This is a genomic window from Dactylosporangium sp. NPDC049140 (assembly GCF_040648435.1).
The window spans coordinates 1-25,797 of the sequence record NZ_JBEZDS010000044.1 but is presented as its reverse complement, the minus strand read 5'-3'; the positions used below and the strand labels follow the sequence as shown (position 1 = coordinate 25,797).

The following is a 25,797-nucleotide window of genomic DNA, read 5'->3' as shown; positions in this document are numbered from 1 at the left end:
GAAACTGGTCGCGGGCCGGGTGGCCCGCGACCAGGAACGGAACGCGATCAGCGGCGCGGGGCCCGCGCGCGCGAAGAGGGCGACGACGGGGCGCCCGGCAGCGGCGACGGCTCATCCATGCGGCTCACCCACTCGGTGACCTGACGCGCCACGTCCTGTGCGGTCAGGCCCAGGTCGGCCAGGATCTCGTTGCGCGAGCCGTGCGGGTGCCAGCCCTGCGGCACGCCCAGGTCCCGCAGCGGCACCCACACGTCGGCGTCGCGCAGGGTCTTGGCCACGGCGTCGCCCACGCCGCCGGTGCGCACGCCGTCCTCCAGGGTCACCACGAGGCGGTGCTCGCGGGCGAGGCCCACGAGCTCGACCGGCACGGGGCGGACCCAGCGCGGGTCGACCACGGTCACGCCGTAGCCCTGCTCGGCCAGGCGCGCGGCCACGTCCACGGACATGTGGGCGAAGGCGCCGACGCTGACGAGGAGCACGTCCTTGCGCTCGTGCTCGGCCAGCACGTCCACGCCGCCGAAGCCGTCCACGCCGCCCACGCGGCGCAGGGCCGGAAGGTCGGCCGGGACGGAGCCGGTCGGGAAGCGCAGCACCGTCGGGCCGTCGTCGATGCCGACCGCCTCGCGCAGCTCCTCGCGGACCGTCTGCGCGTCGCGCGGGGCCGCCAGGCGCAGGCCCGGTACCACGCCGAAGACCGACATGTCCCAGATGCCGTAGTGCGACGGCCCGTCGGGGCCGGTGATGCCGGCGCGGTCGAGCACGAACGTGACCGGCAGGCGGTGCATCGCCACGTCCAGGAGTACCTGGTCGAAGGCGCGGTTGAGGAACGTGGCGTACACGGCGACGACCGGGTGCAGCCCGCCGATCGCCAGGCCGGCGGCCGAGGTCGCCGCGTGCTGCTCGGCGATGCCCACGTCGTAGGCGCGCTCCGGGTACTTCCGCATCAGCTTGGCGATCCCGGTCGGCTCGGCCATGGCGGCGGTGATGCCGACCACGTCCGCGCGCTCGTCGGCGATCGCGACCAGCTCGTCGGCGAAGACGCCGGTCCACTTGAGCGAGGCCGGGGCGAGCAGCTTGCCGGTCTCGATGTCGAAGGCGCTGCTGGGGCCGTGCAGGCAGTCGGCCTCGTCCTCCATGGCCGGGCGGTACCCGAAGCCCTTGCGGGTCACGGCGTGCACGATGACCGGGCCGCCGAAGTTCTTGGCCTTGCGCAGCGCCTTCTCGACGGCCTCGAGGTCGTGGCCGTCGACCGGGCCGACGTACTTGATCCCGAGGTCCTCGAACATGGCCTGCGGCGCGACGGCGTCCTTGATGCCCTTCTTGACCGCGTGCAGCACCTCGAAGAGCGGCGGCCCGACGAGCGGGGTGCGGCCGAGGGAGTCCTTGACGAGGTCGAGCACCTTCTCGTACCCGGGGTTGAGCCGCAGGTTCGAGAGGTGGTCGGCGAGCCCGCCGATCGTCGGCGAGTACGAGCGGCCGTTGTCGTTCACGATGATCACGAGCGGGTTCCGGGCGGACGCGATGTTGTTCAGCGCCTCCCAGCACATGCCGCCGGTGAGCGCGCCGTCGCCGACGACAGCGACCACGTGCCGCGGCTCGCCCCGCAGCGCGAAGGCCTTGGAGAGCCCGTCGGCGTAGGACAGCGCGGTCGAGGCGTGCGAGTTCTCGATGATGTCGTGCTCGCTCTCGGCCTGGCTCGGGTAGCCCGTGAGCCCGCCGCGGCGGCGCAGGAGGTCGAAGCCGTCCTGGCGGCCGGTGACGATCTTGTGCACGTACGCCTGGTGGCCCGTATCGAACAGGATGCGGTCCTTCGGCGAGTCGAAGACACGGTGCAGGGCCAGCGTCAGCTCCACGACGCCGAGGTTCGGGCCCAAATGACCGCCGGTGCGCGAGACCTTCGCGATGAGGAAGTCGCGGATCTCCGCGGCGAGCACATCGAGCTGCTCGGCGGTCAGGCTACGAAGATCACCCGGGGCCCGGACCGAGCTCAGCAGGGACGGGGCCTCGTTCTCTTCTGTGCTGCTCATGACCGCCGAGTCTAGTGGGACCGCGCAGCCGCGCACCTTGGCCGATCGAATCTTGACAGGTTCCACACATCCGGCTCAGTTGTGCCCGGCCGCGACCGCGCGGGCGAACTTGGCGGCGTCCTTGTCCAGCACGAACGCGGCCAGCGCGGTGTCGATCGCGGCGTTCCGCTCGGTGTTCGCGACGACCCCGTGGGTAGGGAGCCGACCACCCGGGTGCCGGCGTCGGCCCATTCGGCGACCGCGGCCGCCAGGTAGCCCGTGTACTTCGACCGGTCGGCGTCCGTGCGCGCGATGGTGCCGGCGCCGCCCGCCACGGCAGCGTTGTCGAAGGCGACGCCCGGGTTGTGCCGGGCGAAGTCGGCGACCAGGGCCTCCAGCCCCTCCTTCTCGCCCGGGCCGGCCCACCACGAGAAGACCTCGACCTTGCGGTCCGGGGCCGCCTGCGTCGCTCCGCCGCCGCCGCACCCGGGCAGGGCCAGCGCCGCGAGCCCGGCGGCGAGCAGGCCCCTCCGGCTCACTCCCATGCATGCCGTATCAACCGACAATTAGGGCTATTTCGGCGGTACCGGAAAAGCGCTCCCGGCCCGGAGGCTCAGGCGGCCGCCGGGGGCGGCGCGACCCACTCAGACGCGGGCGCCATCTCGACGCCGGCCTCGGACGCGAGCTGCGCGGTCGTGAGCGGCTCGTTGCGGGCGCGCATGTCGGCGTACGCGGTCACGGTGAGCACGTCGGTGAGCATCTTCATGCCCGTCTCCAGCAGCGTGGTGACGATCCGGCTCACCGCGATCGTGACGATCACCGTCGACGTCAGCGCCGCGCTGCCGACGGTGCGATCACCCACCGTGACCTGCTGGACGCCGCCCATGGCCAGCTCGATGATGCGGCCGACGAAGTACGACACGATCCCGGCCAGCACCGTCAGGCCCACGATGCTCGCGATCCGGGCGATGGCGCTGCCGAAGTCGCGGTGGAACAGCTGGAAGCAGCGGGAGATCGCGCCCGACCCGCGCTCGAAGGTCACCACGGCCGGCAGGATGAGGAACACCGCGTACAGGTAGATGCCCGGCAGCACGCACAGGCACAGCCCGACGGCCATCATGAGCGCGGACAGGATCTGCCAGCCCCACAGCGGCAGGAACCGCCGCACGGCCACGGCGAGGGCGGGCCCGATCCGCGGCGGCAGCCCGGCGGCGACCGTCACCGCGATCTGGTTGCCGGCCACCGTGATCAGGGAGCCGACCATCCCGGCCACGACCGCACCGAGGAAGAGCAGCGCAAACGGGGCGATCAGGGGCGTCAGCGAGGCGTTGCCGTTCGCGTCGGCGGAGTCGATCACGTCGGCGGTGGCCTTGATCGACCAGATCGCCTCGGGAATCACCACGGCAAGCGTGAGGACGAACCCGATGAACTGCAGGACCGCCAGCTGCTTCCAGGCGCCCTTGAAGATCGTGAGGCTGCGCTGCCACCAGCCGCCGTAGTCCGGGCTGATCATCGGGTCGAAGCCGGCCTGCTGCCCGGCGGCCGGCACGCCGTAGCCGAACGTGGGCGCCGCTTGGTAGATCACGTACGCCTGCGACGGGTCGTAGGTGGGGTCCACCCCGTACTGCGGCACCGCGGGCGGCTGCCCTCCGTAGGGCGACTGATCCCCGGCCGGCGGCTGCGCCCCGTAGGGCGGCTGGGCTCCGAACGGCGGCTGGGCCTCGTACGGCGGCTGGGCTCCGTACGGCGGCTGGGCTCCGAACGGCGGCTGGGCCGGCGGCGGGGTGTACGGCGGCGGAGGCTGATCGTCCGCGGGCCCGCCCGGCGCGGACGGGCGCAACGGGTATCCCGCCGGCTCGTCGGGTCCCGGCGTGGTCGGGGGCTGGGTCATGACTCCTCCGTATCGCGATCGGCGCGCTGCCGCACGACACAGAAGATAGGGCCCGCCCGCCATTCCCGCTGCCCGCCCCTCGGTCAGCGGGTCGGGACGGGCACCATCTGCGAGTACACGAAGGCGAAAACGAGGCCGAGCACCCACACGCCGCCGGCCAGCCACGCGGCGCGCTCCCCCAGCGCCGCGGGCGCCTTGCCGCGCAGCGCCTGCACCGCCAGCACCGAGGCCGCGACCATCAGCGCGACCCCGATCCCCCACACCGTCCAGGCCGCGGGGCTGCGGTCGACCTTGAGCTTGCCGAGCCCGAACACGGCCCGCCCGATCGCGAACACGAACGGGATGGTGAACACGACGACGGTCTGCGCGATCGTCTTGCGCAGCGCGCGCAGCGGATCACGCCGCGGCGCGTCGTAGTCGGGCTCGGACGCGTCGGACTCGAACCCGCGCGGCTCGGACGCGCCACGCTCGGACGCGCCGCGTTCATGCGCCCCTGGCTCGGGCGCCTCGGGCCCGGTCACGCGCCGGCCCCGCGCGCGGTCGCGTAGCCGGGCGAGAACGTCGCCAGCAGCCGGGCCGTCTCCGTGAACGGCAGCTGGCCGGGGGCCGAGGGGCGCTCGCCATCGGCCGAGTAGGTGATCCGCGAGCCCAGCACGGGGAAGAACACGCGCGTCGCGGCGCCCTCCGCGCCCATGCCGATCACGACCATGGAGTCGTACCGCAGCAGGAGAGCGGCCAGGCGGCGCAAATCCTCGGGGCCGTGCGCCATGGTGCTGATCTTCACCAGGTCGGCGCCGGCGGCCCGGGCGGCCTCGACGGTGCCGCGCAGGAAGTCCTCGTCGGGGGTCTTGTCGAAGTCGTGGTACGACACGACGACCAGCCGGTCCGCCGCGCGCGCCGCGGCCACCACGCCGGGCAGGATCCCGGCCGAGGACAGCTCGACGTCGACCGCGTCGACCGCGGGCAGGACCGCCTCGAACAGCCGCCTCCGCGCCGCCTCGTCGCCGGGCCAGCGGCCGCCCTCGGCCTTCGAGCGGATCGTGGCCAGGATGCGCAGGCCCGCGGCCCGGAAGGGCGCGATCGCGGCCAGCACGTCGGCCGGCTCGACGCTGCGGTTCCAGTCGATGCGCAGCTCGGCGAGGTCGACCCCGAGCTCGCGGGCGCGCGCGGCGTCGCCCGCGGGGTCGTCGTCGCCGAAGCTGACCGCGACCAGCGGTGCCCCGCCGGATAGCCGCTCCCGCAGCGTCTGCGTTGCCAACTGAGACTCCCCCTGCCGCTTTCGGACAGGGGGAGTCTACGGGCTCAGAACGGCCAGGTGCCGTCGCGCCCGGCCTCCAGCAGCGGGATCATCCCGAAGCCCGCGTCGGTGAGCCCGCCGAAGGTCCAGCGGTTCGCGACCGCGGGCGTGTGGCCCTGCCGGTAGCCCGCCAGGTTCCAGGTGAAGAGCGGAACCTTCGCGGGTACCGCATCCGTCACCGCCCCGTCGTAGGAGGCCTGGTCGTCCGTCAGGATGACCACCCGGTCATGGCCCTTGAAGTGCTTGCGCGCCGCGGTCGCGGTGTTGGTACCGCCGCCGTGGAAATGCCCCTCGGCGCGGAACCGCTCGATCGCCTTGAGCACCGACTCGCCCCGGCGCAGCGCGAACACCGTCGAGCCCGTCGAGAACGACACCACGTCCGCGTCCGCGCACCGGCTCGCCAGCGCCACACCGAAGACCACCGCCGCGTCCCAGCGCATCAGCGTGCCGTCGCGCGAGAAGCCGGCGTGCATGGAGCCCGACGTGTCGATGAGCACCAGCGTGCGGCCCGGCAGCGCGGGCACGCTCGCCAGGCTCAGCGTCAGCGCCCGCTCCAGCGCCCACGACCAGCGCAGCGACGGCGCGGCCCGGTACGCCGAGAGGAACCGCATCGGCAGCTGCCGCGACCGCGCGACCTCATCCGGGTCGGCCAGGCGCGCCGCGACCCCGGCCGCGACGTCGTCGGCGACGCCGGCCTGGTCGAGGTTGCGCAGGTTGCGCAGCCGCGCCATGTACCCCATCGACGGCAGCAGCGCGGTCCACAGCGCGGCCTTGGACAGCCCCGTGCCACCGCTCAGCGACAGCGCGTCCTCCCAGGTCATGCCCGCGGCCCGGAGGCGGTCGGCGTCCAGCAGCACGCCCGGGTCGGCGGCCGCGTCCGCGCGCAGGCGCTCGTTGGCGGCCAGGACGGGCAGCGACGCCGGCACCGTGAGGTCCTCGCGGGCATGGCGACGGCCGAGCGCGAAGGCGAACAGGTCGCCCTGCCACGGCGCGGCCGGGGCCGGGTGGGTGAGCTCGATGACGTCGCCGAAGCGGAAGGCGTGGCTCGCGGTGTCGTACTTGAGCAGGTTCCGCTCGGTGTAGAGCCGCTGAACGGCGTCGGCGATGCCGCGCTTGACGGGCTTGGGCACGGCGCGGCCGTACCGCGACATCCAGTACGCCAGCAGCTCCCCCGGCTCGTCGGCCCGCTGCAGCACGCCGGCGACGACGCGGCGGTTCTCGCCCCCGCTCGCCGCCGCGGCCTCGGGCCGGCGGTTCCCGCCCCCAGCCGCCGCCGCGGCCTCGGGCCGGCCGTCCCCGCCCCGGGCCGCCGCCGCGGCCTCGAGCCGGCCGTACACGAACTCGGCCGCCCCGACGATCGCCGCCGTGCGCATGTTCGCGCCCGTGCGCAGCCACATCAGGAACCGCTCCGTCCACGCCGGGTCGGCGACCGCGGCCGCGCGCACCAGGCGCGAGTAGCGCTCGTCGCGCTCCGCGGCCGCCTCGTAGAACGTCTGCTCGCCGACCATGTTGGTCACGGCCAGCAGGAACAGCTCCGACCGGAGGTCGCGGGCATATCCGGCGCCGCCCTCGTAGGTGCGGCGCGCTCGCACATTGAGCTTTGCCATGCCGCGGACGCTAGGCCGCCGAAAACCGGGTGCTCCAGCGTTTATCGATGCCTCATCCTGGCCCGATGACTCGCTTCGACCTGCGCGCGGCGGATCTCCGGGCGCTGAACTCGCTGACGAAGTACCCGTCGATCCCGACCTACCACGAGCTCGACCCGCGCAACGGCGGCCTGCTGGAGTCCCCGACGGCGTTCCCCGGCGACGTCATCGCCACCGAGAAGGTCGACGGCACCAACAGCCGCATCGTCCTGCTGCCCGACGGCAGCTACGTCATCGGCTCCCGCGAGGAGCTGCTCCACGCGCGCGGCGACCTCATCGCCAACCCGGCCCTGGGCATCGTGGAGCAGCTGCGCCCGGTGGCGGACCGCCTGGCCGCGCCGGGATCGCTGCGGGTGTACTACCTGGAGCTCTACGGCGGCAAGGTCGGCGGCGCGGCGAAGCAGTACACCACCGACGCGACCCGTTTCGGCTGGCGCCTCTTCGACGTGATGCTGCTCGACGACTGGGCGACGGCGCTGACGTGGCCGCAGCCCGCGATCTCGGCGTGGCGGGAGTCGGGCGGCCAGCCCTTCGCGACCGAGGAGGGGCTGGCCGAGCTGGCGCCGGCCGCGGGGCTGTCGCTCACGCCGCGCCTGTTCCGCACCGACTCGCTGCCCGAGTCGATCGCCGGCATGCAGGCGCTGCTGACCGAGCGCCTGCCGGAGACCCTGGTGGCCCTGGACGGCGCGCGCGGCCGCGCGGAGGGCATCGTCTTCCGCTCCCCCGACCGCAAGGTCATCGCCAAGGCGCGGTTCCAGGACTACGCCCGCACCCTGCGCCGCCGCTAACGGGGCGTCAGGAGCCCGACGGTCTCGAAGTGCTGGGTCATCGGGAAGCTGTCGAACGCCCGGAGGCCCGTGAGGTCGTACCCGAGCTCGCCGAACGTGCGCACGTCGCGGGCGAACGCGGCCGGGTCGCAGGCCACGTACGACACGGCCCGCGGCCCCCGCGCGGCGATCGCCTCGACCACGGCGCGGCCGGCGCCCGAGCGCGGCGGGTCCAGCACCACGAGGTCGACCCGCCGCCAGCGGGGGTTGGCCAGCACCTGGGCCACATCGCCGCGGGCGAAGGTGATGTTCGTCAGGTCGCGCAGGGCCCGGCGGCCGGCCGCCACCGCGCGGCGGTCGGCCTCGACCACGGTCACGGGGCCGCAGTGCGGGGCCAGCGCGGCCGCGAACACGCCGGCGCCGCCGTAGAGGTCCCACGCGCGCTCGGCCGGCTCGGGCGCGAGCTGGGCCAGGACGGCGCCGGTGAACGCCTCGACGGCGTGCGGGTGCACCTGCCAGAAGCCGCCCGCGTCCAGGTGCCACTCGTGGCCGGCCGCGCGCTCGCGGATCGGCGGCACGGGGCCGGTCGGCGGGCCGGTGCGGGCGGCGCGGGTCAGCACCGCGGTGTCGCCGGCCGACGACGCCGTCGCCTCGACGGTCGAGCCCGGCGGCCAGGCCCGGTCCAGGATCGGCAGGGCCTGGATCGCGGGGTGGGCGATGCGGCACCGGTCGACCGGGATCACGTCCGAGGAGCGGTGGCGGTGCAGGCCCGGCCGGCCCTCCGCGTCGACGGCGTACTGCACCCGCGTGCGCCAGGAGAGCGGGCCGCCCGGCAGCGGCTCCACGAGTACCGACAAATCGTTTAAATCGGAAATGCCGCCCAGCCGGGCCAACTGCTCGCGGAGGACCTGCGACTTCAGCTCCCGCTGGGCGTCCCACGACGCGTGCTGCCAGTCGCACCCGCCGCAGGCGCCCGGGCCGGCGAAGGGGCACGGCGCGATCACCCGGTCCGGCGACGGGAGCAGCACCTCCACCGCGTCCGCGCGCAGGAAACCCTTGCGGCGCTCGGTGACCAGCGCGCGGACGCGCTCCCCGGGCAGGGCGTGGCGCACGAAGACCGCCTGGCCCTCGTGCCGCGCCACGCAGAAGCCGCCGTGCGCGACCGGCCCGACCTCGACCTCGAGCAGTTCCGGGGTCACGAGTCGGGCGACGCCGCGGAGCGCGGCCCCCGCTTCGGCCCGCGGCTGAGCGTCGCGTCGAGCCGGTCGATGTCGACGTCGCCGATCGAGCTGAGCTGCCAGGGCACCGACGTGACCATCACGCCGGGCTCGAACAGCAGCCGGCCCTTGAGCCGCAGCGCGCTCTGGTTGTGCAGCAGGTGCTCCCACCACTTCCCGACCACGTACTCGGGAATGAACACCGTCACCACGTCGCGCGGCGAGTCCCGCCGCTTGCTGCGCACGAAGTCGAGGATCGGCCGGTTGATCTCCCGGTACGGGCTGTCGACCACGGTCAGCGGCGCGGGAATCCCCCGGCGCTCCCACTCCTCCTGCAGCGCCCGCGTGTCGTGGTCGTCCACGTTCACGGTGAGCGCGGTCAGCGAGTCCGGCCGCGTCGCCTGCGCGTAGGCCACGGCACGCAGGGTCGGCCGGTGCACCTTGGAGACGAGCACGACGGCGTGGTTGCGCGCCGGCAGCACGGGCCGGTCCTCCGAGGGCGTCAGCTCCCGCGCGACGGTGTCGTAGTGCTTCTTGATGCCGACCATGAGGAAGTAGATGACGATCATCGCGATGATCGCGATGTACGCCCCGAGCAGGAACTTCGTGATGAGCACCACGATGAGCACGGCGCCGGTGAGGGTCAGGCCGACCATGTTGATCGTGCGTGACCGGATCATCCGGATGCGGGCCTGCTTGTCACGCACCGTGCGCAGCAGCCGGTTCCAGTGCCGGATCATGCCGGCCTGGGAGAGCGTGAAGGACACGAAGACGCCCACGATGTACAGCTGGATCAGCCGTGTCACCTCGCCGTTGAATCCGACGATGAGCACCATCGCGGCCAGGGCGAGCAGGATGATCCCGTTGGAGAAGGCGAGCCGGTCGCCGCGGGTGTGCAGCTGGCGCGGCAGGTACCGGTCCTGCGCGAGGATCGAGCCGAGCACCGGGAAGCCGTTGAAGGCGGTGTTCGCCGCGAGGAACAGGATCAGCGCCGTGATGACCGCCACGACGTACAGCAGGACCGACCCGGCCCCGAACACCGTCTGCCCGAGCTGGGTCGTCACCGTCTTCTGCACGTAGTTGGCCGGGCCGCTCTCGATCTGGCTCGGGTCCTCGACGAACTTCAGGCCGGTCCGGTTGGCCAGCAGGATGATGCCGAGCAGCATGGTGATCGAGATCGTGCCGAGCAGCAGCAGCGTGGTCGCCGCATTCTTGCTCTTGGGCTCCTTGAACGCGGGCACGCCGTTGGAGATGGCCTCGACGCCGGTGAGCGCCGCACAGCCGGACGAGAATGTTCGCAGCAGCAGGAAGGCCATGGCCGCGCCGGTCATGTTGGTGTGCTCGGCGTGGATGACCAGGTCGGCGCTGGGCGCCCGCAGGTCCTGGCCGAGCACGAAGATCTTGAAGAAACCGGTGAGGACCATCCCGATCATGACGATCATGAACCCGTAGGTCGGGACCGCGAACGCGCCCCCGGACTCCCGGATGCCGCGCAGGTTCATGGCGGTGAGCACGGCGATGGCGATGATCGAGATGGCGACCTTGTGGGTGGCCACCCAGGGCACGACGGAGCCGAGGTTGGCCACGCCGGACGCGGTCGACACGGCCACGGTGAGCACGTAGTCGACAAGCAGGGCGCTGGCCACCGCCACGCCGAAGCGCGGGCCCAGGTTGACCGAGGCCACCTCGTAGTCGCCGCCGCCGGACGGGTACGCGTGGACGTTCTGCCGGTAGCTCGCGACGACTGTGAGCATCACCACGGCCACCGCGAGACCGATCCAGGGCGAGATCGTGAGGGCCGAAACGCCCGCGATCGACAGCGTCAGGAGGATCTCGTCGGGGGCGTACGCGACCGACGACAGCGCATCGGAGGCGAACACCGGCAGCGCGATGCGCTTGGGCAGCAGGGTGTGTTTCAGCCGGTCCGAACGGAACGGTCGGCCTAGGAGCAGCCGCTTCATCAGGGAGGTGGGACTGGCCACGACGCCTAAGCGTACGGGTCGGTCCGGCTCCCGGTGCACCGGTCGGGGCCGCGCATGACATCCTCGTGTCTGAGTGCTTCAGGACACCGGAGGCGGGGACGTGCACGTCGTGATCATGGGCTGCGGCCGCGTGGGGTCCACGCTGGCGCAGAGTCTCGAACAGCGCGGACACACGGTCGCGGTGATCGACGTCGACGCGGACGCGTTCCGCCGGCTCGGCGGGGAGTTCCACGGCACCACGGTGAACGGGGTCGGCTACGACCGCGACGTGCTGCTGCAGGCGGGCATCGAGCGGGCCGACGCGTTCGCGGCGGTGTCCTCGGGCGACAACTCGAACATCATCTCGGCCCGGGTGGCCCGGGAGACCTTCGGCGTGGACCGGGTCGTGGCCCGCATCTACGACCCGAAGCGCGCGGAGGTCTACGAGCGCCTCGGCATACCGACCGTGGCGACTGTGCGCTGGACCGCCGACCGGATGCTGCGCCAGCTGGTGCCCGAGGGCAACGTCGAGATCTGGCGCGACCCGACGAGCACCGTGTCGATCGTCGAGGTGCCGATGCACCCGGACTGGATCGGCCACACCGTGGGCCAGCTGGAGGCGCGCAGCGGCGCCCGGCTGGCGTACCTGATGCGCTTCGGCCTGGCGATGCTGCCGACCGAGTCGACCGTGATCCAGGACGGCGACCTGGCCTTCATGCTGCTGACCGACGAGTTGGCCGGCTCCGTGACAAAGATCACCGGTTCGGCGCCCGAAGGGGGACACTGACCATGCGCATCGCGATCGCCGGGGCCGGCAACGTGGGCCGCTCCATCGCCAAGGAGCTCGTCGACAACGGCCACCAGGTCATGCTCATCGAGCGCGTCCCGCGGATGGTGCGCCCCGAGCGGGTGCCGTCCGCCGAGTGGATCCTGGCCGACGCCTGCGAGCTGTCGAGCCTGCAGGAGGCCGACCTGTCCTCCTGCGACGTCGTGGTCGCGGCCACCGGCGACGACAAGGTCAACCTGGTCGTGTCGCTGCTGGCCAAGACCGAGTTCGCGGTACCGCGGGTGGTGGCCCGCATCAACCGCGCCGAGAACGAGTGGCTGTTCAACGAGCAGTGGGGCGTGGACGTCTCGGTCAGCAAGCCCCGGCTCATGGCGGCCCTGGTCGAGGAGGCGGTGTCGGTCGGCGACCTGGTCCGCCTGATGACGTTCCGGCAGTCCGAGGCCAACCTGGTCGAGATCACGCTGCCGGAGACCGCGCCGTACGTCGGTCACCCGGTGCGCGACGTCCCGCTGCCGCACGACTCGGCCCTGGTGGCGGTCCTGCGCGGCCGCCGCGTGCTGGTGCCGACCCCCGATGACCCGCTGGAGGCGGGCGACGAGCTGGTGTTCGTCGTCACGTCGGAGATGGAGGACACGGTCCGCGCCGTGATCCTCGGCGAGGACAGCGTCGAGAAGACCCGCGGAAAGGCCCTCTAAGCCGGCTCGGCGTCCGGCGCGACCTCGGGCTCTTCCCGGAGGATGCGCCGGGCCCGCCAGACGGTCAGGGCGGCCAGCAGCGCGTAGGGCGGCCACCCGAGCGCCAGGCGCGCGATCCCGAGCAGGTCGTCGGAGTCGGCGCTGTTGTCGCGGTAGATGAGGATCTGGACCCCGAGCTTGAGCGCGTAGACGACCGCCCACAGCACCGTCAGCCACATGAAGGCCCGTCGCAGCCGCACGTTGTCGTACCAGCGCGTCGTACCACCGTCGAGGGTCACCGCCCACAGCCAGCCGACCAGCGGCCGGCCGATGGCGACCGAGATCAGCATGCCGGCCACGTAGCCGACGGTGATCAGCATGCCGGGCAGGTACACGTCCTTGGCGTCGCCGCTCTTCCAGGCGATGTAGGCCCCCAGCGCGATGCCGAAGACGCCGTTGAGCGCGTGCCGGATCGACTCCCGGCGCGCGAGGCGGTACACCGCCAGCGACAGCGCGGCCCCGACCGCGACGACGAGCGAGGTCTGCAGCGACCACCACTTGAAGTGGTCGCCCAGGAAGTTGACCACGATGAACAGCGTGATCGGGATGCTCGACTCGACGAGCCCGCGCACCCCGCCGAGCTGCTGCGCCATCTGGACCGAGAACGGGGGAAGCGGTTCTTCCTCTTCCGTGTCCGGCTCGGCGGCAGGACTGGTCCGGCTACCTGGGTTTCCTGGCTGCATCCGCCCTCATCGTGGTGTGTCGAGCTCGTAGTACGGGTTGTAGAGCACCTTACGACCCTCCCGCAGGGCGATGCGCCCCTTCGCCGTGATCGCTCGACCCGGCTCGATCCCTGCGATGTGCCGCCGCCCCAACCATACGAGGGTGACCAGGTCACTGCCGTCGAACAGCTCGGCCTCGAGCGTCGGCAGGTTGGTGCGCGGGGTGTACACCACCGTGCGCAGCCGTCCTTTGAGCCGCACGATCTGACCCCGCTGGCAGGCCAGCGCGGCCATGCTCCCGCACTGCTTCGCGTCGCGCTGCAGTTCCTCCGCGTCGAGCTCGGCGTCGCTCGCGGTCAGCCGGCGAAGAAACTTGCGCAGGCCCCGTTCCCCGACTGCGCTCTCACTGTCCGTGGCCATAATGACGGTGCCACCCTCCTGCTCGGCTGTCATGACACCCTTGTCAAAACGGTACGCGCTTTTTCGCAGCTTGCGAGGTGGCCCCGGTGACGGCTTTCGACACCGGGGCCGGGTTGCTCGGGGCTTTGCTTCGCTGTACTCACGGCGCTTCGCCGTACGGCGCTCTGCGCTACTTGCGGCGGGGTCGCGGCGACGGCCGGCGGCGGGGCTCGTCGGCACCGTCCGTCCCGTTCGCCCCGGCGGCCGCCGGCTCCCCGTCCCCGTCCGCGGCATCGCCACCGGCGTCGGTGACCTCCTTGGGCAGGTGCAGCGGGAGCGGCTCGCGCACCGGCATGGCCTCGTGGCCGCGGTCGACGACCAGGTTGCGCAGGCACTCCAGCAGCGGCGGGGCGGCCTCCGGGTCGATCGCGGCCGGCCCCTGGAAGACGGCGCGCACGAGCCAGCGCGGCCCGTCGACGCCGACGAAGCGGATGTCGGTAAGCCCCTCGGGCGTGCGCACCCGGGCGCGCAGCTCGGTGCCGTAGTCGCCCTCGGCCTCCTCGGCCGCGACGCCGTCGGTGAACAGCTGCTTGCGGATCTCGGCGCGGACCTCGTCCCAGATGCCCTCGCTGCGCGGGGCCGCGAACACGCCGAGCTGCAGCGCGCTCTCCTCGAAGACGAGGACGATCTGCTGGATCTTGCCGTCGTTGTCGGCCTGGACCCGCACCTCGACGTTCTCCACCGCGGGCACCTTGAGCGCGCCGAGGTCGAGCTGGGCGATGCCCTCGGGGGCCTCGCTGACGTCGTACGGCCCGTCGGCCCGGTTGGACTTGCCGCTGCGCGCCCCGCCGCCGTCCGCAGCGTCCACGTCGTCGTCCAGCTCGTCGATGTCGCGGTCGAACGTCTCCCGGCCCGCCGATCCGCGCGGGTCCGACTTGGCGTGCCGGCCGCTCCCGCGGTTGCGCGAGAAGATCACTGCTCTGCCTCCAAGTTCGCTGCCGGGGCGAGCCCGGCATGCCCGCCGGTGGACCCATGGCCACCAGCCCCGCGCACAGTATCGGGAAGGTCGTCGACCGCGTGGAAGTGTGCCCGCTCCACGCGCTGAATCACAAGCTGGGCAATTCGGTCACCACGGGATATCTTCGCCGGTATCACTCGATCGTGATTGATGAGGTTCACCAGGATTTCGCCCCGGTAGCCCGAGTCGACGGTGCCCGGGGCGTTGACGATCGTCACGCCCATCTTCGCGGCGAGGCCGGAGCGCGGGTGCACCAGGCCGACGTACCCCTCCGGCAGCGCGATCGCGATCCCGGTCCGCACCAGGGCCCGCTCGCCCGGCCCCAGCTCGACGTCCTGCGCCGCGTAGAGGTCGGCGCCGGCGTCACCCGGGTGCGCGTAGGCGGGCAGCGGCAGTTCCGGGTCGAGCCGCCGCACGAGCACGTCCATCCCCATGCCTCCATCCTGCCGGGTCGAGTTCCGGCCCGTTCACGTACCCTCGCCTACGTGGCATCGCCGAACCCGTACCGCGAACGGCTCAGCCTCTCGTGGTGGCTGTGGCTGCCCGCCGTGGCCGTCGCCGGCGCACTCGCCGCCGAGGTCAAGCTGGGCGCCCCGGGCGCGGCGACGTGGGTCGCCTACCTGGTGCTGCTGCCGCTGACCGTCGCCGGGCTCTGGCGGCTGGGCCGAATCCGCATCGAGGTGTCCAACGGGGAGTTGCGGGTCGACGACGCGTACATCCCGCTGCGGTACGTCGGTGAGGTGACCCCGCTCCCCCAGGCCGACAAGCACGACCTGCTGGGCCCGTACGCGGACCCCGAGGCGTTCGTCATCCAGCGCCCCTGGATCGGCCCGGCCGTGCGGGTCGAGGTGCGCGACTCGGCCGACCCGACGCCGTACTGGCTGATCAGCACCCGCCACCCGGACGCTCTGGCCGCGGCGATCCGCGAGGCGGCTCAGGCCTCGATCACGCGCTGACCGTCGGGCCCGGTGCTCTTGAGGTCCTTGCGGATGTCGCCCCCCAGGCCGAGGGTGGCCCGCCGGTTCAGGAAGCCGCCGACGGCCGCGCCGGTCAGGAACGGCCCCAAGGTGCTCAGGTTGCGCCCGAAGCGCTTCAGGAGGCGGTCCCGCAGCTCCTTGCGCAGCGCGGTGCCCATCGCCGCGGCGACGCTGCCGCCGACGCGCAGCGGGTTGATGCCCCGCCGCTCGGCCCAGGCCTGGATCAGCGCGAGCGCGCGCTGCCCGCCCGTGCCGGGGATCGGGCGGCCGTACACCGCGTGCAGCTCCCCGATCAGCTTCATCTCCACCGCGACCACCGCGACCGTCTCGGCCGCCAGCAGGACGGGCGCGGACAGCAGGGTCGGGGTCGCGACCCACTCGACCGCGGCGACGCCGCCGCCGGCCGCGCCGATGCCGGCCGTGACGCGCGCGGCGTTGCGGATGAGCCGCTCGGCCAGCGCGTCGGCGTCCAGGCCGGGGTAGTGCGCGCGCAGGGTGTCCAGATCGCGCACCGGAATGTGCGGCGCGACGCTGGTCACCGAGTCGGTGACCCAGCCGATCGCCTTGCGCGGCCGGAACAGGTCCTTCACGCCGCGCTCGCCGATCTCGAGGCGCACCAGGCGCCCGAGCATGCGCCGCCGGTCCTGCGCCGGCACGTCGTCACCGGTCAGCGCGACCACGGCCCGCGAGAGTTCCGCCTCGTCCGCCGGGCCGGCCAGTGATCCTGGCCCGGCCTGCCCTTCCGGCTGGACGGGAGCGTTCTCGGCCGCCTCGTCGGCGGGCACCGGCTGCTGGACCATGGTGAACCTCCGTGGAGTGGGTCGCCGCTGCCATTACTGAAACACGCTGGCGCCAGTCCCGCGTGATCAACTCACCTCGCGCGGAGCCACCATTTTCATGCCCTTTTCACCTCACGGGCATGCGTGACGACACTCACGCACACTCGCGGCAGATCAGCTCCCCATTGCGCTCCACCGCGAGCTGGCTGCGGTGGTGCACCAGGAAGCACCGCGAACAACGGAACTCGTCGGTCTGCATCGGCAGGACCTTCACCGTCATGTCCTCGTCGGCGAGGTCGGCACCCGGCAGCTCGAAGTTCTCGGATACGTCGGACTCGTCGACGTCCACGGTCGCGGATTGCGCGTCCGTGCGACGGGACTTGAGCTCCTCGAGGCTGTCCTCCCCGAGGTCGACCTCGTCGCGACGTGGCGCGTCGTAGTCGGTGGCCATCGGTGTTCACACTCCCAATTTCATGTCGCCGGGTTGGTTGGGCGCCCGAAGCATTGTCATCTTCAACGTCCAAAGGCGGCGTACCTTACCGCCCCCGACCGTTTGTTGTACGCCCGCACGCGGAAAGTTGTTCCCACTGTGACCGAGGCGACACCACGATCATGCCCTGCCGCGGGTAGAACGCGCGCGCCGAACCCGCCCAGCGGCGATGGAACGATACCTTCCGGCCGCGATCTCCGTGGGCAGTCGTACCGCAACGGGGAGTAGGAACTTTGCGGTATGTCCGGTGGGGACTTCAGCACTTCTGCGGCGCAGGCGCTAACCTCTCCGGCAGCCAGAGCGTCTTCTCTGGTGACAGCACGGAGCGGCGCGGGGAGCAGCCATGAGTTTTGCGCGGGTGAGAGCACTCGCGGTGGTCGGCGTCCTCATCGTCGCCGCGGCGGTGTTCGTGATCGTCGCCGTGGTCAAGGACCACCAGGGCGGCCCGGCCGCCGAGGCCAAGAAGTGCGCCGAGGGCTCGGTGATGGCCGACGCGAAGCTGCCCACCCAGGAGCAGGTCAAGGTCACGATCTTCAACGCCACCAACCGCTCGGGGGCGGCCTCCGAGGTCGCCAACGACTTCCTCAGCCGCCGGTTCAAGGAGGCGAAGGTGGTCACCGCCGCGCCGAACCCGCCGGTGAACAAGGCCAACGACGTGGTCGCGGTCATCCGCTACGGCCCGGCGACGGTGGGCGCGGCGTGGCTCGTGCGGGCGTACTTCCTGGACCAGGCCCGGCCCGAGTTCGACAAGGCCCGCCAGGACGACAAGGTGGAGATCATCCTCGGCGGCAAGTTCCGGCAGCTGCCGACGACGACCGAGGTGAACCAGGCGATCGCGGCGCTGGGCAACCCGGAGCTGCCGGCGGGCACCTGCGCCAAGGATGAGAGCTAGCGGCCGGTCAGGGGCCCCCCGCGGCGTCCAGCTTGCTGAGCAGGTCGTGCAGCGGCTGATGGAGGGACGGCGGGGCGGCCACCACCATGTCCAGGCCCGGCGGGTTGCCGTCCAGGCCGGTCACCAGTGCGCCCGCCTCGGCCGCGACCAGGCCGCCGGCCGCGTGGTCCCAGGGGTTGAGACCCTTCTCGTAGTACGCGTCCAGGGTCCCCTCGGCGACCAGGCACAGGTCGATCGAGGCGGCGCCCAGGCGGCGGATGTCGCGGATGTGCCCGATCAGGCCGCCGAGCACGCGCGCCTGGTGCCGCCGGCGCTCGGCCGCGTAGCCGAAGCCGGTGCCGACGAGGGCCTGGCCCAGGTCGGTCTCGGTGGAGGCCCGCAGGCGCCGCGGCCCGCAGAAGGCGCCCCCGCCCCGGGTCGCGGTCCACTCGCGGCCGGTGGCGGCGTTGCGCACCACCCCGGCCACGACCACCCCGTCGACCTCGGCGGCCAGCGACACCGCGTACTGCGGCAGGTCGTAGAGGTAGTTCACGGTCCCGTCGATCGGGTCGAGGATCCAGCGCACGGCGGTCTGGTCCTGCCCGCCGCCGTACTCCTCCCCCAGCACCGCGTCGCCCGGGCGCGACTTGTGCAGCTCGTCGCGGACGAGCTGTTCGACGGCGCGGTCCGCGGCGGTGACCACGTCGGTCGCGGTCGACTTGGTCGCCACGGCGTCCACGCCCGCGGCTCGCATGCGGTTGGCCAGGTCGCTCGCGGAGCGGGCGACGGAGACGGCAAGGGCCAGCAGTTCGGCCGGGTTGTCCATGGTCACCATCCTGGCAAAGCCCGGGAAAGTCCCTCACAGCCCATCCGTTCGGTCACAAGACGCGCGTACAGCCCCCTCAAGAGGGGATGTTGGGGCGAGGGAGCGTTACAATTCACGCGCTGCCCGCTGTCGTTCGTGAATCCGCCCGGAGTCACGGCGCACACGGGCGCCACCAGACAAGCAACCCGGCCACTCAGCACGGCCGCGCCGTGCGCGAACCCGGCCGCATCGGCCGTCGCTCGCTCATCGCACCGGAAGGTCGTTCGTGACAGCAGCTCACCAGCCCAGCGTTGACGTACGTTCCCTCGCCGACACGCTGATCGCGCGTGCCGCCGCCAATGGCGGTCACTTGACGTCGGCGGAGGTCGCGCAGGCGGTCGACACCGCAGACGTAACTCCGGCGCACGCCAAGAAGCTGCTCAGGAGCCTGGCCGAGGCGGGCGTGACCGTCGTGGTCGACGACTCCGCCAACAGCCGTCGCAGGGTCGCCGCCGCACGCTCAGCCACTCCCGCGTCCAAGGCGGCCACCGCCAAGGCCGCCCCGGCCCGCAAGGCACCCGCTGCCAAGCCGCTGACAGCCGTCGAGTCCGTTCCGGACCCGGCGGCGGCGAAGAAGGTCCCTGTGAAGAAGGCCGCGCCATTGGCGCCCACCGCATCCGTCGCGGCTGCCGCCGCGCCCGCCGCCTCGGCTCCGGCCGGGGCACCGGCGAAGAAGGCCGCGCCGGCCAAGAAGGCGGCGAAGAAGGCCGCGCCGGCGACGAAGGCGGCCCCGGCCACCGCCAAGAAGGCATCGCCGGGCGAGGCGGCCGATCCGGCCAACCCGACCGGCACGCCGGGCGAGGAGCCGGAGCTCGAGGAGATCGACGACGCCGCCCTGGCCGCCGAGATCGAGGACGTCGTGGTCGACGAGCCGGTCGAGGCGACCCAGGCCGCCGAGGCCGACGCGGAGGCCACGGCCACCGACGACGACTTCGCGTGGGACGACGACGAGTCCGAGGCGCTCAAGCAGGCCCGGCGCGACGCCGAGCTCACCGCCTCGGCCGACTCGGTCCGCGCCTATCTCAAGCAGATCGGCAAGGTCCCGCTGCTCAACGCCGAGCAGGAGGTGGAGCTGGCCAAGCGCATCGAGGCCGGGCTCTACGCGGCCGAGCGGCTGCGCGCGGCCGAGGACGCCGGCGAACCCATGCAGATGCCGGGTCGCCGCGACTTCCTGTGGATCTCGCGCGACGGCGAGCGGGCCAAGAACCACCTGCTCGAGGCCAACCTTCGTCTGGTGGTGTCGCTCGCCAAGCGGTACACCGGACGCGGCATGGCCTTCCTCGACCTCATCCAGGAAGGCAACCTCGGCCTCATCCGCGCCGTCGAGAAGTTCGACTACACCAAGGGCTACAAGTTCTCCACCTACGCCACCTGGTGGATCCGCCAGGCCATCACCCGCGCCATGGCCGACCAGGCCCGCACCATCCGCATCCCGGTGCACATGGTCGAGGTCATCAACAAGCTCGGCCGCATCCAGCGCGAGCTGCTCCAGGACCTGGGCCGCGAGCCCACCCCGGAGGAGCTGGCCAAGGAGATGGACATCACGCCGGAGAAGGTGCTGGAGATCCAGCAGTACGCGCGTGAGCCCATCTCCCTCGACCAGACCATCGGCGACGAGGGCGACAGCCAGCTCGGCGACTTCATCGAGGACTCCGAGGCGGTCGTGGCCGTCGACGCGGTCTCCTTCTCGCTCCTGCAGGACCAGCTCCAGCAGGTGCTGCAGACGCTCTCGGAGCGCGAGGCGGGCGTGGTGCGGCTGCGTTTCGGCCTCACCGACGGCCAGCCGCGTACGCTGGACGAGATCGGCCAGGTGTACGGCGTGACCCGCGAGCGCATCCGCCAGATCGAGTCGAAGACGATGTCGAAGCTGCGCCACCCGTCACGTTCCCAGGTGCTGCGCGACTACCTGGACTGAACGATCGTTTTTCGCTCTGCGCGAACCCGGGCCGCCCCTTTGGGGCGGCCCGGGTGTGTTTCGGGTCACCGGGGGCACTACAGACCCGTGGCGGCGCGCCAACCCACTTGTGATCGCAAGCTCGGCGCGATAGGAAGCACGTAGCGGGTATTCGGTTCGAACCGGGACGAGCGCCCGTCGGGTACAACGTAAATGTGACATCGGACGCGCACACTAGGCGGGAACGATGTCGGGCAACACGGTGTTGAACCATCTGTGAACGACGCAAGGAAGCGTTCGTCGGTGACGATCAGAGGAGGAAGGCGATGACCCCGACCCTCACGCCGCCGCCGGAGACGGCAGCGCCCCCCGCCGCCGAGGAACGGTGCGACCGCTGCAACGCGGCAGGGAAACTTCGAGTTCGGCTCGCCGAAGGTGGCGACCTGATCTTCTGTGGACATCACGCCAACAAGTACGCTGACCAGCTGGTCAAGATCGCTGTCGAGTACGCCGTGGCCCCGGACTTCTCGTGGCGCGGCACCGAACTCTCGACCGGCTGAGACCAATACGCCGACCGCAGGGCGGCCCTCCGGGGTCCCCTGCGGTCTTTTTTTGTGCGGTGTAACCACCGGCCAGGGCGCGTCAGAGCGTCTGGATGGTGGCGATCCGCTCCTCCAGCTGCTCGATCGTCGCCTGTGCGCTCGGCGGCCCCCCGCACAGCCGGCGCAGCTCCGCGTGGATCTTGCCGTGCGGCAGGCCGGTGCGGTGGTGGTGGGCCGCCACGAGGGTGTTGAGCTGCCGGCGCAGGACGATGCGCCGCTCCCCCGCGGTCCGCGGCTGGGGCGGGATCTCCGGCGCGGCGGCGGCCGCGGGCACGGCGACCCCGCGGCGCTTCTCGGCGGCCATCTGCTCCGACTGGCGCTTGTTCAGCAGCGCCGTGACCTGGTCGGGGGTGAGCAGGCCGGGCAGCCCGAGGTACTCCTCCTCCTCGGCCGTCCCCGTCGCCGCCGGCAGGCCGAACGTGGCGCCGTCGAAGATGACCTGGTCCAGCTCGGCGGTCGCACCCAGGGCCTCGAAGGCGCCCTCGAGCTCGCCGCCGGCCTTCTCCTCGCGGTTGGCCCGGTCCAGCTCGTCGTCGTCGTAGCCCTCCTTGGTCTTGGGCTCGCCGAGGACGTGGTTGCGCTGGGCCTCCATCTCGCTGGCCAGCTCCAGCAGGTGCGGGACGCTCGGCACGAAGACGGTGGCCGTCTCGCCGGTGCGGCGGGCGCGCACGAACCGGCCGATGGCCTGGGCGAAGAACAGCGGGGTGGAGGCGCTGGTGGCGTACACGCCGACGGCGAGCCGCGGGATGTCCACGCCCTCGGACACCATGCGCACCGCGACCATCCACTTGTCCTTCGACGCGGAGAACGCGGCGATGCGGCCCGACGCGCCCACGTCGTCGGAGAGCACGACGACGGCCTTCTCGCCGGTGATCTCGCCGAGCGCCTTGGCGTACGCGCGCGCGTTCTGCTGGTCGCTGGCGATGACCAGGCCGGCGGCGTCGGGCATGCCCCCGGAGCGGAGCCGCTCGAGGCGCGCGTCGGCGGCCCGCAGCACCTGCGGCATCCAGTCGCCCTTCGGGTCCAGGGCGGTGCGCCAGGCCTGGGCGATGAGATCCTGCGTCATCGGCTCGCCGAGCCGGGCGGACAGCTCATCACCGGCGGAGGTGCGCCAGCGCGTCTCGCCGGAGTACGCCAGGAAGATCACCGGCCGCACGACCCCGTCGCGCAGGGCCTCGGAGTATCCGTAGACGGTGTCGGAGCGTGAGCGCTGGATGCCGTCGGGCCCGCGCTCGTACTCGACGAACGGGATCGGGTTCTCGTCGGACCGGAACGGCGTCCCCGTGAGCATCAGGCGCCGGACGGCGGGCTCGAACGCCGACTTCACCCCGTCGCCCCAGGACTTCGAGTCGCCGGCGTGGTGGATCTCGTCGAGCACCACGAGGGTTCTTCGGGTGACGGTCCGCCGCTTGTGTACCGCGGGAGCGACCCCCACCTGCGCATACGTGACTACGGTGCCGTGGAAGTCGCTCGACGTGTGGACGTCGGCGTTGCGGAACCCGGCGTCGAGGTCGATCCCGACCCGGGCGGCGGCCTGCGCCCACTGCGTCTTCAGATGCTCGGTCGGGGTGACCACGGTCAGGTTGTCGATGGTGCCGTCGCCGAACAGCTCCAACGCCACCCGAAGCGCGAACGTGGTCTTGCCGGCGCCGGGCGTGGCGACCGCGAGAAAGTCCTCGCGCTTGCCCCGCAGGTACTCCATGAGCGCCTTGCGCTGCCACTGCCGAAGCGTCTGACCTTGCTGCACCACCGGACGCGGCGGCATGCGGCACCCCTCCCCGATACGACTTACGTCCCGGACACTCCCCCGGACCGTGCAACGCCCGCGCACACCCCCGCGCGAACGAGCCCACACGGCCCCCGACACGCCGGACCCACACGGCCCCCGACACCGCCGGACCCACACGGCCTCCGACACCGCCGGACCCGCGCGGTCCCGACACTGCCGGACCCATATCGCACCCGACGCCACACAGAACCGCACGACGACCGACGCCATAGTGGCCCACACGGACCCGGCACCGCCGGACCCACACGGCACCCGACGCCACACAGAACCGCACGACGACCGACGCCATAGTGGCCCACACGGACCCAGCACCGCCGGACCCACACGGCACCCGACGCCACACAGAACCGGACGGCGCACGGCACCGCAAGGCACCCCGACGCCACACGGAACCGCAAGGCGCACGGCACCGCAAGACACCCCGACGCCACACGGAACCGCCCGGCACTCAACGCCGCACGACAACCGCACGACAACCGACCGCCGCACGACAACCGCGGGACGAACGATGCCGCACAGAAACCGCACAGCCGGCACCGACATACGGCGATCGCATCGACGCCGCACAGTGAACAACCCGTGCGACAACCGAACGCGACAACCGCAACGACATCGACGCGTGCGAAACCCGCACGGCCGACGACGACGCCGCCCTATGGCTGAACCGCGCCGCATTGTGCACGCAACGGCGCGGCGCACATCACCCGGCGCGCAGGATCACGGCCGGGCTGGCGCATGAAAACGCCCTCGCGTCAGCGCGGACCGCGAAGGCGTTGACAGCCTAGCGGGCATCGGCCGGCGATGCGCCGAACCGAGCCGAACGTCACGAACTCGGGTCGTCGTTCTGCACGACGTTTTCGTAGATCTCCTTGCACACCGGGCAGACCGGGAACCGCTTCGGGTCGCGTGAGGGCACCCAGAGCTTCCCGCAGAGCGCCCGCACCGGCGTGCCCTCGATCATGGCCTGCATGATCTTGTCCTTGGGGGCGTAGTGCGAGAACTTCTCGTGGTCGCCTTCGTCGTAGCGGTAGTCGGTGCTGGTCTGCTCGTCGACGCGCTCGTCGGTGAGAGTCCCGCCACCGTTCTCGGGAGTGGTCGTCACGCCCCCCAGTCTGCCAGGCCCAGCCGGAATTGGCCCGCACCGCCATCGCCCTGTGGATAACCCGGCAACGCCTGTGGATAACCCCACGCCGGCCCGAAAGCGAGGAGCTATCGTGAGCTGGTGATCAACCACGCCATCCGGTTCGGCGCCGACGTCGAGGCCGCCCGCCACAGCGGCGCGCCCGTCGTCGCGCTCGAAAGCACCATCATCTCCCACGGCCTCCCGCGACCGGCCAACCTCACGGTCGCCAAGGAGATCGAGGCGACCGTCCGCGCGGCCGGCGCCGTGCCCGCCACGATCGGCATGATCGCCGGCGAGATCGTCGTCGGGCTGTCCGAGGACGAGATCCGGCACCTGGCCGAGCGCGACGACGTGGTCAAGCTGTCGGTGCGCGACCTCGCCCCGGCCGCGGCCGCGCGCGTCGACGGGGCCACGACTGTCGCGGCCACCTCGGCGATCGCGGTGCGGGCCGGGATCGCGGTGTTCGCGACCGGAGGCCTGGGTGGGGTGCACCGGGACGCCGCCTCGACGTTCGACGAGTCCGCGGACCTGACCGCCCTGTCGCGCCTGCCGATCACGATCGTCTGCGCGGGCGTGAAGTCGATCCTCGACGTGGGCGCCACGCTGGAGCGCCTGGAGACCCTCGGCGTCGGCGTGGTCGGCTACGGAACCCGCCGCTTCCCGGGCTTCTACCTCACCGACGCCGGCTTCGACCTCGACTGGTCCGCCGGCGACCCGGCCGCCGTCGCCGAGATCATCCGCGCCGCGCGCGGCCACGACGTGCACCGCGGCGCCCTGGTCGTGGCCAACCCGCTGCCCATCGGCGAGCAGCTCGACCCGGCCCTGCACGACCGCGTGCTGGCCGAGGGCCTGGCCGGGCTCGAGCGGGAGGGGGTCACGGGCAAGGACGTAACGCCATACCTGCTGTCGCACTTCCACACCGCGACCGAGGGCAAGAGCCTCGACGTGAACGTGCGCATCATCCTGCGCAACGCCGACCTGGCCGCCCGCATCGCCGCCGCCGTCTGACGTGACCGTCCTGGTCATCGGTGACGTGGTCACCGACATCCTCACCGTGCACGAGGGCCCGCTCGCCATCGGCTCGGACACCATCGCCGCCGTCCGCATCGCCGGCGGCGGCTCGGCCGCGAACACCGCGGCCTGGCTCGCCGCGGCCGGCTGCCCGGTCACGTTCGCCGGGGTGGCGGGGCGGGACGAGCCCGGGGACGCCCGCGTCGCCGAGCTGGACCAGGCCGGCGTGGCCACGAGCGTGCGACGGGTGGAGGGCGTGGCGACGGGCACCGTGGTCGTACTGACCTCCGACGCCGAGCGCACGATGTTCACCGACCGCGGCGCGAACCGCCTGCTCGGGCCGGCCGACGTGGAGCGCGCGCTCGACCGGCCGGGCCTGCGCCACCTGCACCTGTCGGCCTACGTGCTCTTCGACGCCGACTGCGCCCCGGCGGGCCGGTTCGCGCTGGCCGAGGCGCGGCGGCGCGGGCTGGCCACGAGTCTCGACGCGGCGTCGGCGGCCCCGTTGCGGGAGCGCGGCGGGGCCGGGTTCCTGGCGACGGTACCGCGGCCGAATCTCCTTTTCGCCAACCTCGACGAGGCCCGGGTTCTCGGCTCGGAGGACCCCGCGCAGCTCCTCGCCCACGCGGACGCGGTGGTGGTGAAGTCGGGCGCGGCCGGCGCGGCCTGGGCCGACGCGAACGGCACCGCGCGGGCGCCCGGGCGGCGGGTCGCGGAGATCGTCGACCCGACCGGGGCGGGCGACGCGTTCGCGGCCGGCTTCCTCGCGGCCTGGCTGGCGGGGCAGAACGCCGCGGCGGCGCTCGAGGCCGGAAACGAGCTCGGAGCACGCGCGGTCGCGAAGGTGGGCGGCCGACCGTAGCCCGCGCCCGGGCGGGACGACGTGTCGCGCCGCCCGAGGCCCGCGTCCAGGGCGCGACGTGTCGCGCCGCCCGAGGCCCGCGTCCAGGGCGCGACGTGTCGCGCCGCCCGAGGCCCGCGTCCAGGGCGCGACGTGTCGCGCCGCCCGAG

26 protein-coding genes are annotated in these 25,797 nt (G+C 72.3%); 9 read left to right on the top strand and 17 right to left on the bottom strand.

Features of this window, described 5'->3' with window-relative positions; all coding sequences use genetic code 11:
• Window positions 1–47 precede the first annotated feature (47 nt).
• From dxs to AB0B76_RS44655, 6 genes are all read right to left on the bottom strand, one after another.
• Window positions 48–2,027, bottom strand: coding sequence for a 1-deoxy-D-xylulose-5-phosphate synthase (gene dxs, locus AB0B76_RS44680; RefSeq protein ID WP_360387703.1), 1,980 nt, complete (start codon window positions 2,025–2,027; stop codon window positions 48–50).
• A 75-nt stretch (window positions 2,028–2,102) separates the two neighbouring features.
• Window positions 2,103–2,258 carry a hypothetical protein gene (locus AB0B76_RS44675; protein ID WP_360387700.1) on the bottom strand — a complete coding sequence of 52 codons (156 nt, stop codon included), beginning with the start codon at window positions 2,256–2,258 and terminating at the stop codon, window positions 2,103–2,105.
• A 361-nt stretch (window positions 2,259–2,619) separates the two neighbouring features.
• Window positions 2,620–3,897 (bottom strand): hypothetical protein, encoded by a 1,278-nt coding sequence (locus AB0B76_RS44670; RefSeq protein WP_360387697.1) that lies wholly within the window; start codon window positions 3,895–3,897, stop codon window positions 2,620–2,622.
• Window positions 3,898–3,980: 83 nt separating this feature from the next.
• On the bottom strand, window positions 3,981–4,418 hold the full coding sequence (locus AB0B76_RS44665) for a hypothetical protein (RefSeq protein WP_360387695.1): 438 nt from the start codon (window positions 4,416–4,418) through the stop codon (window positions 3,981–3,983).
• Window positions 4,415–5,155, bottom strand: a complete 741-nt coding sequence (locus AB0B76_RS44660) for a type I 3-dehydroquinate dehydratase (RefSeq protein ID WP_360387692.1) — start codon at window positions 5,153–5,155, stop codon at window positions 4,415–4,417. Before AB0B76_RS44660 ends, AB0B76_RS44665 begins: the two co-directional genes overlap by 4 nt.
• Window positions 5,156–5,199: 44 nt before the next feature.
• Window positions 5,200–6,801: a TROVE domain-containing protein gene (locus AB0B76_RS44655; protein ID WP_360387690.1), complete on the bottom strand. Its 1,602-nt coding sequence runs from the start codon at window positions 6,799–6,801 to the stop codon at window positions 5,200–5,202.
• Between the two features lie 65 nt (window positions 6,802–6,866).
• On the opposite strand from AB0B76_RS44655, the gene AB0B76_RS44650 reads away from it, so the two are divergent.
• Window positions 6,867–7,628, top strand: a complete 762-nt coding sequence (locus tag AB0B76_RS44650; RefSeq protein ID WP_360387688.1) for an RNA ligase family protein — start codon at window positions 6,867–6,869, stop codon at window positions 7,626–7,628.
• Here the strand turns inward: AB0B76_RS44650 and AB0B76_RS44645 are convergent.
• Both AB0B76_RS44645 and AB0B76_RS44640 read right to left on the bottom strand, forming a co-directional pair.
• A complete protein-coding gene (locus tag AB0B76_RS44645) occupies window positions 7,625–8,806 on the bottom strand; it encodes a TRAM domain-containing protein (protein ID WP_360387685.1) in 1,182 nt (393 codons plus the stop codon). The two genes, AB0B76_RS44650 and AB0B76_RS44645, sit on opposite strands and share 4 nt — an antisense overlap.
• The gene (locus AB0B76_RS44640) at window positions 8,803–10,806 is read right to left on the bottom strand and encodes an APC family permease (RefSeq protein WP_360387683.1); all 2,004 of its coding nucleotides are present in this window, start codon (window positions 10,804–10,806) and stop codon (window positions 8,803–8,805) included. The genes AB0B76_RS44645 and AB0B76_RS44640 overlap by 4 nt, the downstream gene beginning before the upstream one ends.
• Before the next feature lie 100 nt (window positions 10,807–10,906).
• On the opposite strand from AB0B76_RS44640, the gene AB0B76_RS44635 reads away from it, so the two are divergent.
• Window positions 10,907–11,572 carry a TrkA family potassium uptake protein gene (locus tag AB0B76_RS44635; protein WP_360387680.1) on the top strand — a complete coding sequence of 222 codons (666 nt, stop codon included), beginning with the start codon at window positions 10,907–10,909 and terminating at the stop codon, window positions 11,570–11,572.
• Window positions 11,569–12,267: a TrkA family potassium uptake protein gene (locus AB0B76_RS44630; protein ID WP_360387864.1), complete on the top strand. Its 699-nt coding sequence runs from the start codon at window positions 11,569–11,571 to the stop codon at window positions 12,265–12,267. Before AB0B76_RS44635 ends, AB0B76_RS44630 begins: the two co-directional genes overlap by 4 nt.
• On the opposite strand, the gene AB0B76_RS44625 is transcribed toward AB0B76_RS44630, so the two are convergent.
• The 4 genes from AB0B76_RS44625 to dut all read right to left on the bottom strand — a co-directional run bounded on the left by AB0B76_RS44625 (window position 12,264) and on the right by dut (window position 14,813).
• Window positions 12,264–12,899, bottom strand: coding sequence for a DUF3159 domain-containing protein (locus AB0B76_RS44625; protein ID WP_360387678.1), 636 nt, complete (start codon window positions 12,897–12,899; stop codon window positions 12,264–12,266). The genes AB0B76_RS44630 and AB0B76_RS44625 overlap by 4 nt on opposite strands.
• A gap of 96 nt (window positions 12,900–12,995) precedes the next feature.
• Window positions 12,996–13,388, bottom strand: a complete 393-nt coding sequence (locus tag AB0B76_RS44620; RefSeq protein WP_360387862.1) for an OB-fold nucleic acid binding domain-containing protein — start codon at window positions 13,386–13,388, stop codon at window positions 12,996–12,998.
• A gap of 169 nt (window positions 13,389–13,557) precedes the next feature.
• Entirely contained in the window at window positions 13,558–14,235 is a 678-nt protein-coding gene (locus AB0B76_RS44615) for a DUF3710 domain-containing protein (RefSeq protein WP_360387859.1), read from the bottom strand.
• A gap of 104 nt (window positions 14,236–14,339) precedes the next feature.
• Window positions 14,340–14,813: a dUTP diphosphatase gene (gene dut, locus AB0B76_RS44610; RefSeq protein WP_360387675.1), complete on the bottom strand. Its 474-nt coding sequence runs from the start codon at window positions 14,811–14,813 to the stop codon at window positions 14,340–14,342.
• Between the two features lie 57 nt (window positions 14,814–14,870).
• Here dut and AB0B76_RS44605 point away from each other — a divergent pair, with 57 nt between their 5' ends.
• Window positions 14,871–15,341: a DUF3093 domain-containing protein gene (locus tag AB0B76_RS44605; RefSeq protein ID WP_360387672.1), complete on the top strand. Its 471-nt coding sequence runs from the start codon at window positions 14,871–14,873 to the stop codon at window positions 15,339–15,341.
• On the opposite strand, the gene AB0B76_RS44600 is transcribed toward AB0B76_RS44605, so the two are convergent.
• Together AB0B76_RS44600 and AB0B76_RS44595 are read right to left on the bottom strand one after the other, a co-directional pair.
• On the bottom strand, window positions 15,320–16,162 hold the full coding sequence (locus AB0B76_RS44600) for a hypothetical protein (protein ID WP_360387670.1): 843 nt from the start codon (window positions 16,160–16,162) through the stop codon (window positions 15,320–15,322). The two genes, AB0B76_RS44605 and AB0B76_RS44600, sit on opposite strands and share 22 nt — an antisense overlap.
• 133 nt (window positions 16,163–16,295) lie before the next feature.
• Window positions 16,296–16,592, bottom strand: a complete 297-nt coding sequence (locus AB0B76_RS44595; RefSeq protein ID WP_360387667.1) for a DUF4193 domain-containing protein — start codon at window positions 16,590–16,592, stop codon at window positions 16,296–16,298.
• A 382-nt stretch (window positions 16,593–16,974) separates the two neighbouring features.
• On the opposite strand from AB0B76_RS44595, the gene AB0B76_RS44590 reads away from it, so the two are divergent.
• Window positions 16,975–17,523, top strand: a complete 549-nt coding sequence (locus tag AB0B76_RS44590; RefSeq protein WP_360387664.1) for a LytR C-terminal domain-containing protein — start codon at window positions 16,975–16,977, stop codon at window positions 17,521–17,523.
• Window positions 17,524–17,530: 7 nt separating this feature from the next.
• Here the strand turns inward: AB0B76_RS44590 and AB0B76_RS44585 are convergent, their stop codons facing one another.
• Window positions 17,531–18,337 carry an inositol monophosphatase family protein gene (locus AB0B76_RS44585; protein WP_360387662.1) on the bottom strand — a complete coding sequence of 269 codons (807 nt, stop codon included), beginning with the start codon at window positions 18,335–18,337 and terminating at the stop codon, window positions 17,531–17,533.
• Between the two features lie 256 nt (window positions 18,338–18,593).
• Between AB0B76_RS44585 and AB0B76_RS44580 the strand changes: the two genes are divergently transcribed.
• Entirely contained in the window at window positions 18,594–20,282 is a 1,689-nt protein-coding gene (locus tag AB0B76_RS44580; protein ID WP_360387659.1) for an RNA polymerase sigma factor, read from the top strand.
• Between the two features lie 305 nt (window positions 20,283–20,587).
• Window positions 20,588–20,821: a hypothetical protein gene (locus tag AB0B76_RS44575; RefSeq protein WP_360387657.1), complete on the top strand. Its 234-nt coding sequence runs from the start codon at window positions 20,588–20,590 to the stop codon at window positions 20,819–20,821.
• A gap of 82 nt (window positions 20,822–20,903) precedes the next feature.
• Here AB0B76_RS44575 and AB0B76_RS44570 read toward each other — a convergent pair whose 3' ends face one another.
• Both AB0B76_RS44570 and AB0B76_RS44565 read right to left on the bottom strand, forming a co-directional pair.
• Window positions 20,904–22,628 (bottom strand): DEAD/DEAH box helicase, encoded by a 1,725-nt coding sequence (locus AB0B76_RS44570; RefSeq protein ID WP_360387654.1) that lies wholly within the window; start codon window positions 22,626–22,628, stop codon window positions 20,904–20,906.
• Window positions 22,629–23,475: 847 nt separating this feature from the next.
• Entirely contained in the window at window positions 23,476–23,754 is a 279-nt protein-coding gene (locus tag AB0B76_RS44565; protein WP_360387652.1) for a DUF3039 domain-containing protein, read from the bottom strand.
• A gap of 120 nt (window positions 23,755–23,874) precedes the next feature.
• Between AB0B76_RS44565 and AB0B76_RS44560 the strand changes: the two genes are divergently transcribed.
• Together AB0B76_RS44560 and AB0B76_RS44555 are read left to right on the top strand one after the other, a co-directional pair.
• Complete coding sequence (locus AB0B76_RS44560; RefSeq protein ID WP_360387650.1) at window positions 23,875–24,783, top strand: pseudouridine-5'-phosphate glycosidase; 909 nt, start codon at window positions 23,875–23,877, stop codon at window positions 24,781–24,783.
• A gap of 1 nt (window position 24,784) precedes the next feature.
• Window positions 24,785–25,648 (top strand): PfkB family carbohydrate kinase, encoded by an 864-nt coding sequence (locus tag AB0B76_RS44555; RefSeq protein WP_360387647.1) that lies wholly within the window; start codon window positions 24,785–24,787, stop codon window positions 25,646–25,648.
• Window positions 25,649–25,797 lie beyond the last annotated feature (149 nt).

Excerpts from the sequence above, each read along its gene's own strand:
- dut (WP_360387675.1), bottom strand. The coding sequence starts at position 14,813 with ATGGACGTGCTCGTGCGGCGGCTCGACCCGGAACTGCCGCTGCCCGCC.
- AB0B76_RS44655 (WP_360387690.1), bottom strand. The coding sequence starts at position 6,801 with ATGGCAAAGCTCAATGTGCGAGCGCGCCGCACCTACGAGGGCGGCGCC.
- AB0B76_RS44570 (WP_360387654.1), bottom strand. The coding sequence starts at position 22,628 with ATGCCGCCGCGTCCGGTGGTGCAGCAAGGTCAGACGCTTCGGCAGTGG.
- AB0B76_RS44675 (WP_360387700.1), bottom strand. The coding sequence starts at position 2,258 with ATGGGCCGACGCCGGCACCCGGGTGGTCGGCTCCCTACCCACGGGGTC.
- AB0B76_RS44585 (WP_360387662.1), bottom strand. The coding sequence starts at position 18,337 with ATGGTGACCATGGACAACCCGGCCGAACTGCTGGCCCTTGCCGTCTCC.
- AB0B76_RS44600 (WP_360387670.1), bottom strand. The coding sequence starts at position 16,162 with ATGGTCCAGCAGCCGGTGCCCGCCGACGAGGCGGCCGAGAACGCTCCC.
- AB0B76_RS44670 (WP_360387697.1), bottom strand. The coding sequence starts at position 3,897 with ATGACCCAGCCCCCGACCACGCCGGGACCCGACGAGCCGGCGGGATAC.
- AB0B76_RS44595 (WP_360387667.1), bottom strand. The coding sequence starts at position 16,592 with ATGGCCACCGACTACGACGCGCCACGTCGCGACGAGGTCGACCTCGGG.
- AB0B76_RS44650 (WP_360387688.1), top strand. The coding sequence starts at position 6,867 with ATGACTCGCTTCGACCTGCGCGCGGCGGATCTCCGGGCGCTGAACTCG.
- AB0B76_RS44590 (WP_360387664.1), top strand. The coding sequence starts at position 16,975 with ATGAGTTTTGCGCGGGTGAGAGCACTCGCGGTGGTCGGCGTCCTCATC.
- dxs (WP_360387703.1), bottom strand. The coding sequence starts at position 2,027 with ATGAGCAGCACAGAAGAGAACGAGGCCCCGTCCCTGCTGAGCTCGGTC.
- AB0B76_RS44575 (WP_360387657.1), top strand. The coding sequence starts at position 20,588 with ATGACCCCGACCCTCACGCCGCCGCCGGAGACGGCAGCGCCCCCCGCC.
- AB0B76_RS44620 (WP_360387862.1), bottom strand. The coding sequence starts at position 13,388 with ATGGCCACGGACAGTGAGAGCGCAGTCGGGGAACGGGGCCTGCGCAAG.
- AB0B76_RS44625 (WP_360387678.1), bottom strand. The coding sequence starts at position 12,899 with ATGGCGCAGCAGCTCGGCGGGGTGCGCGGGCTCGTCGAGTCGAGCATC.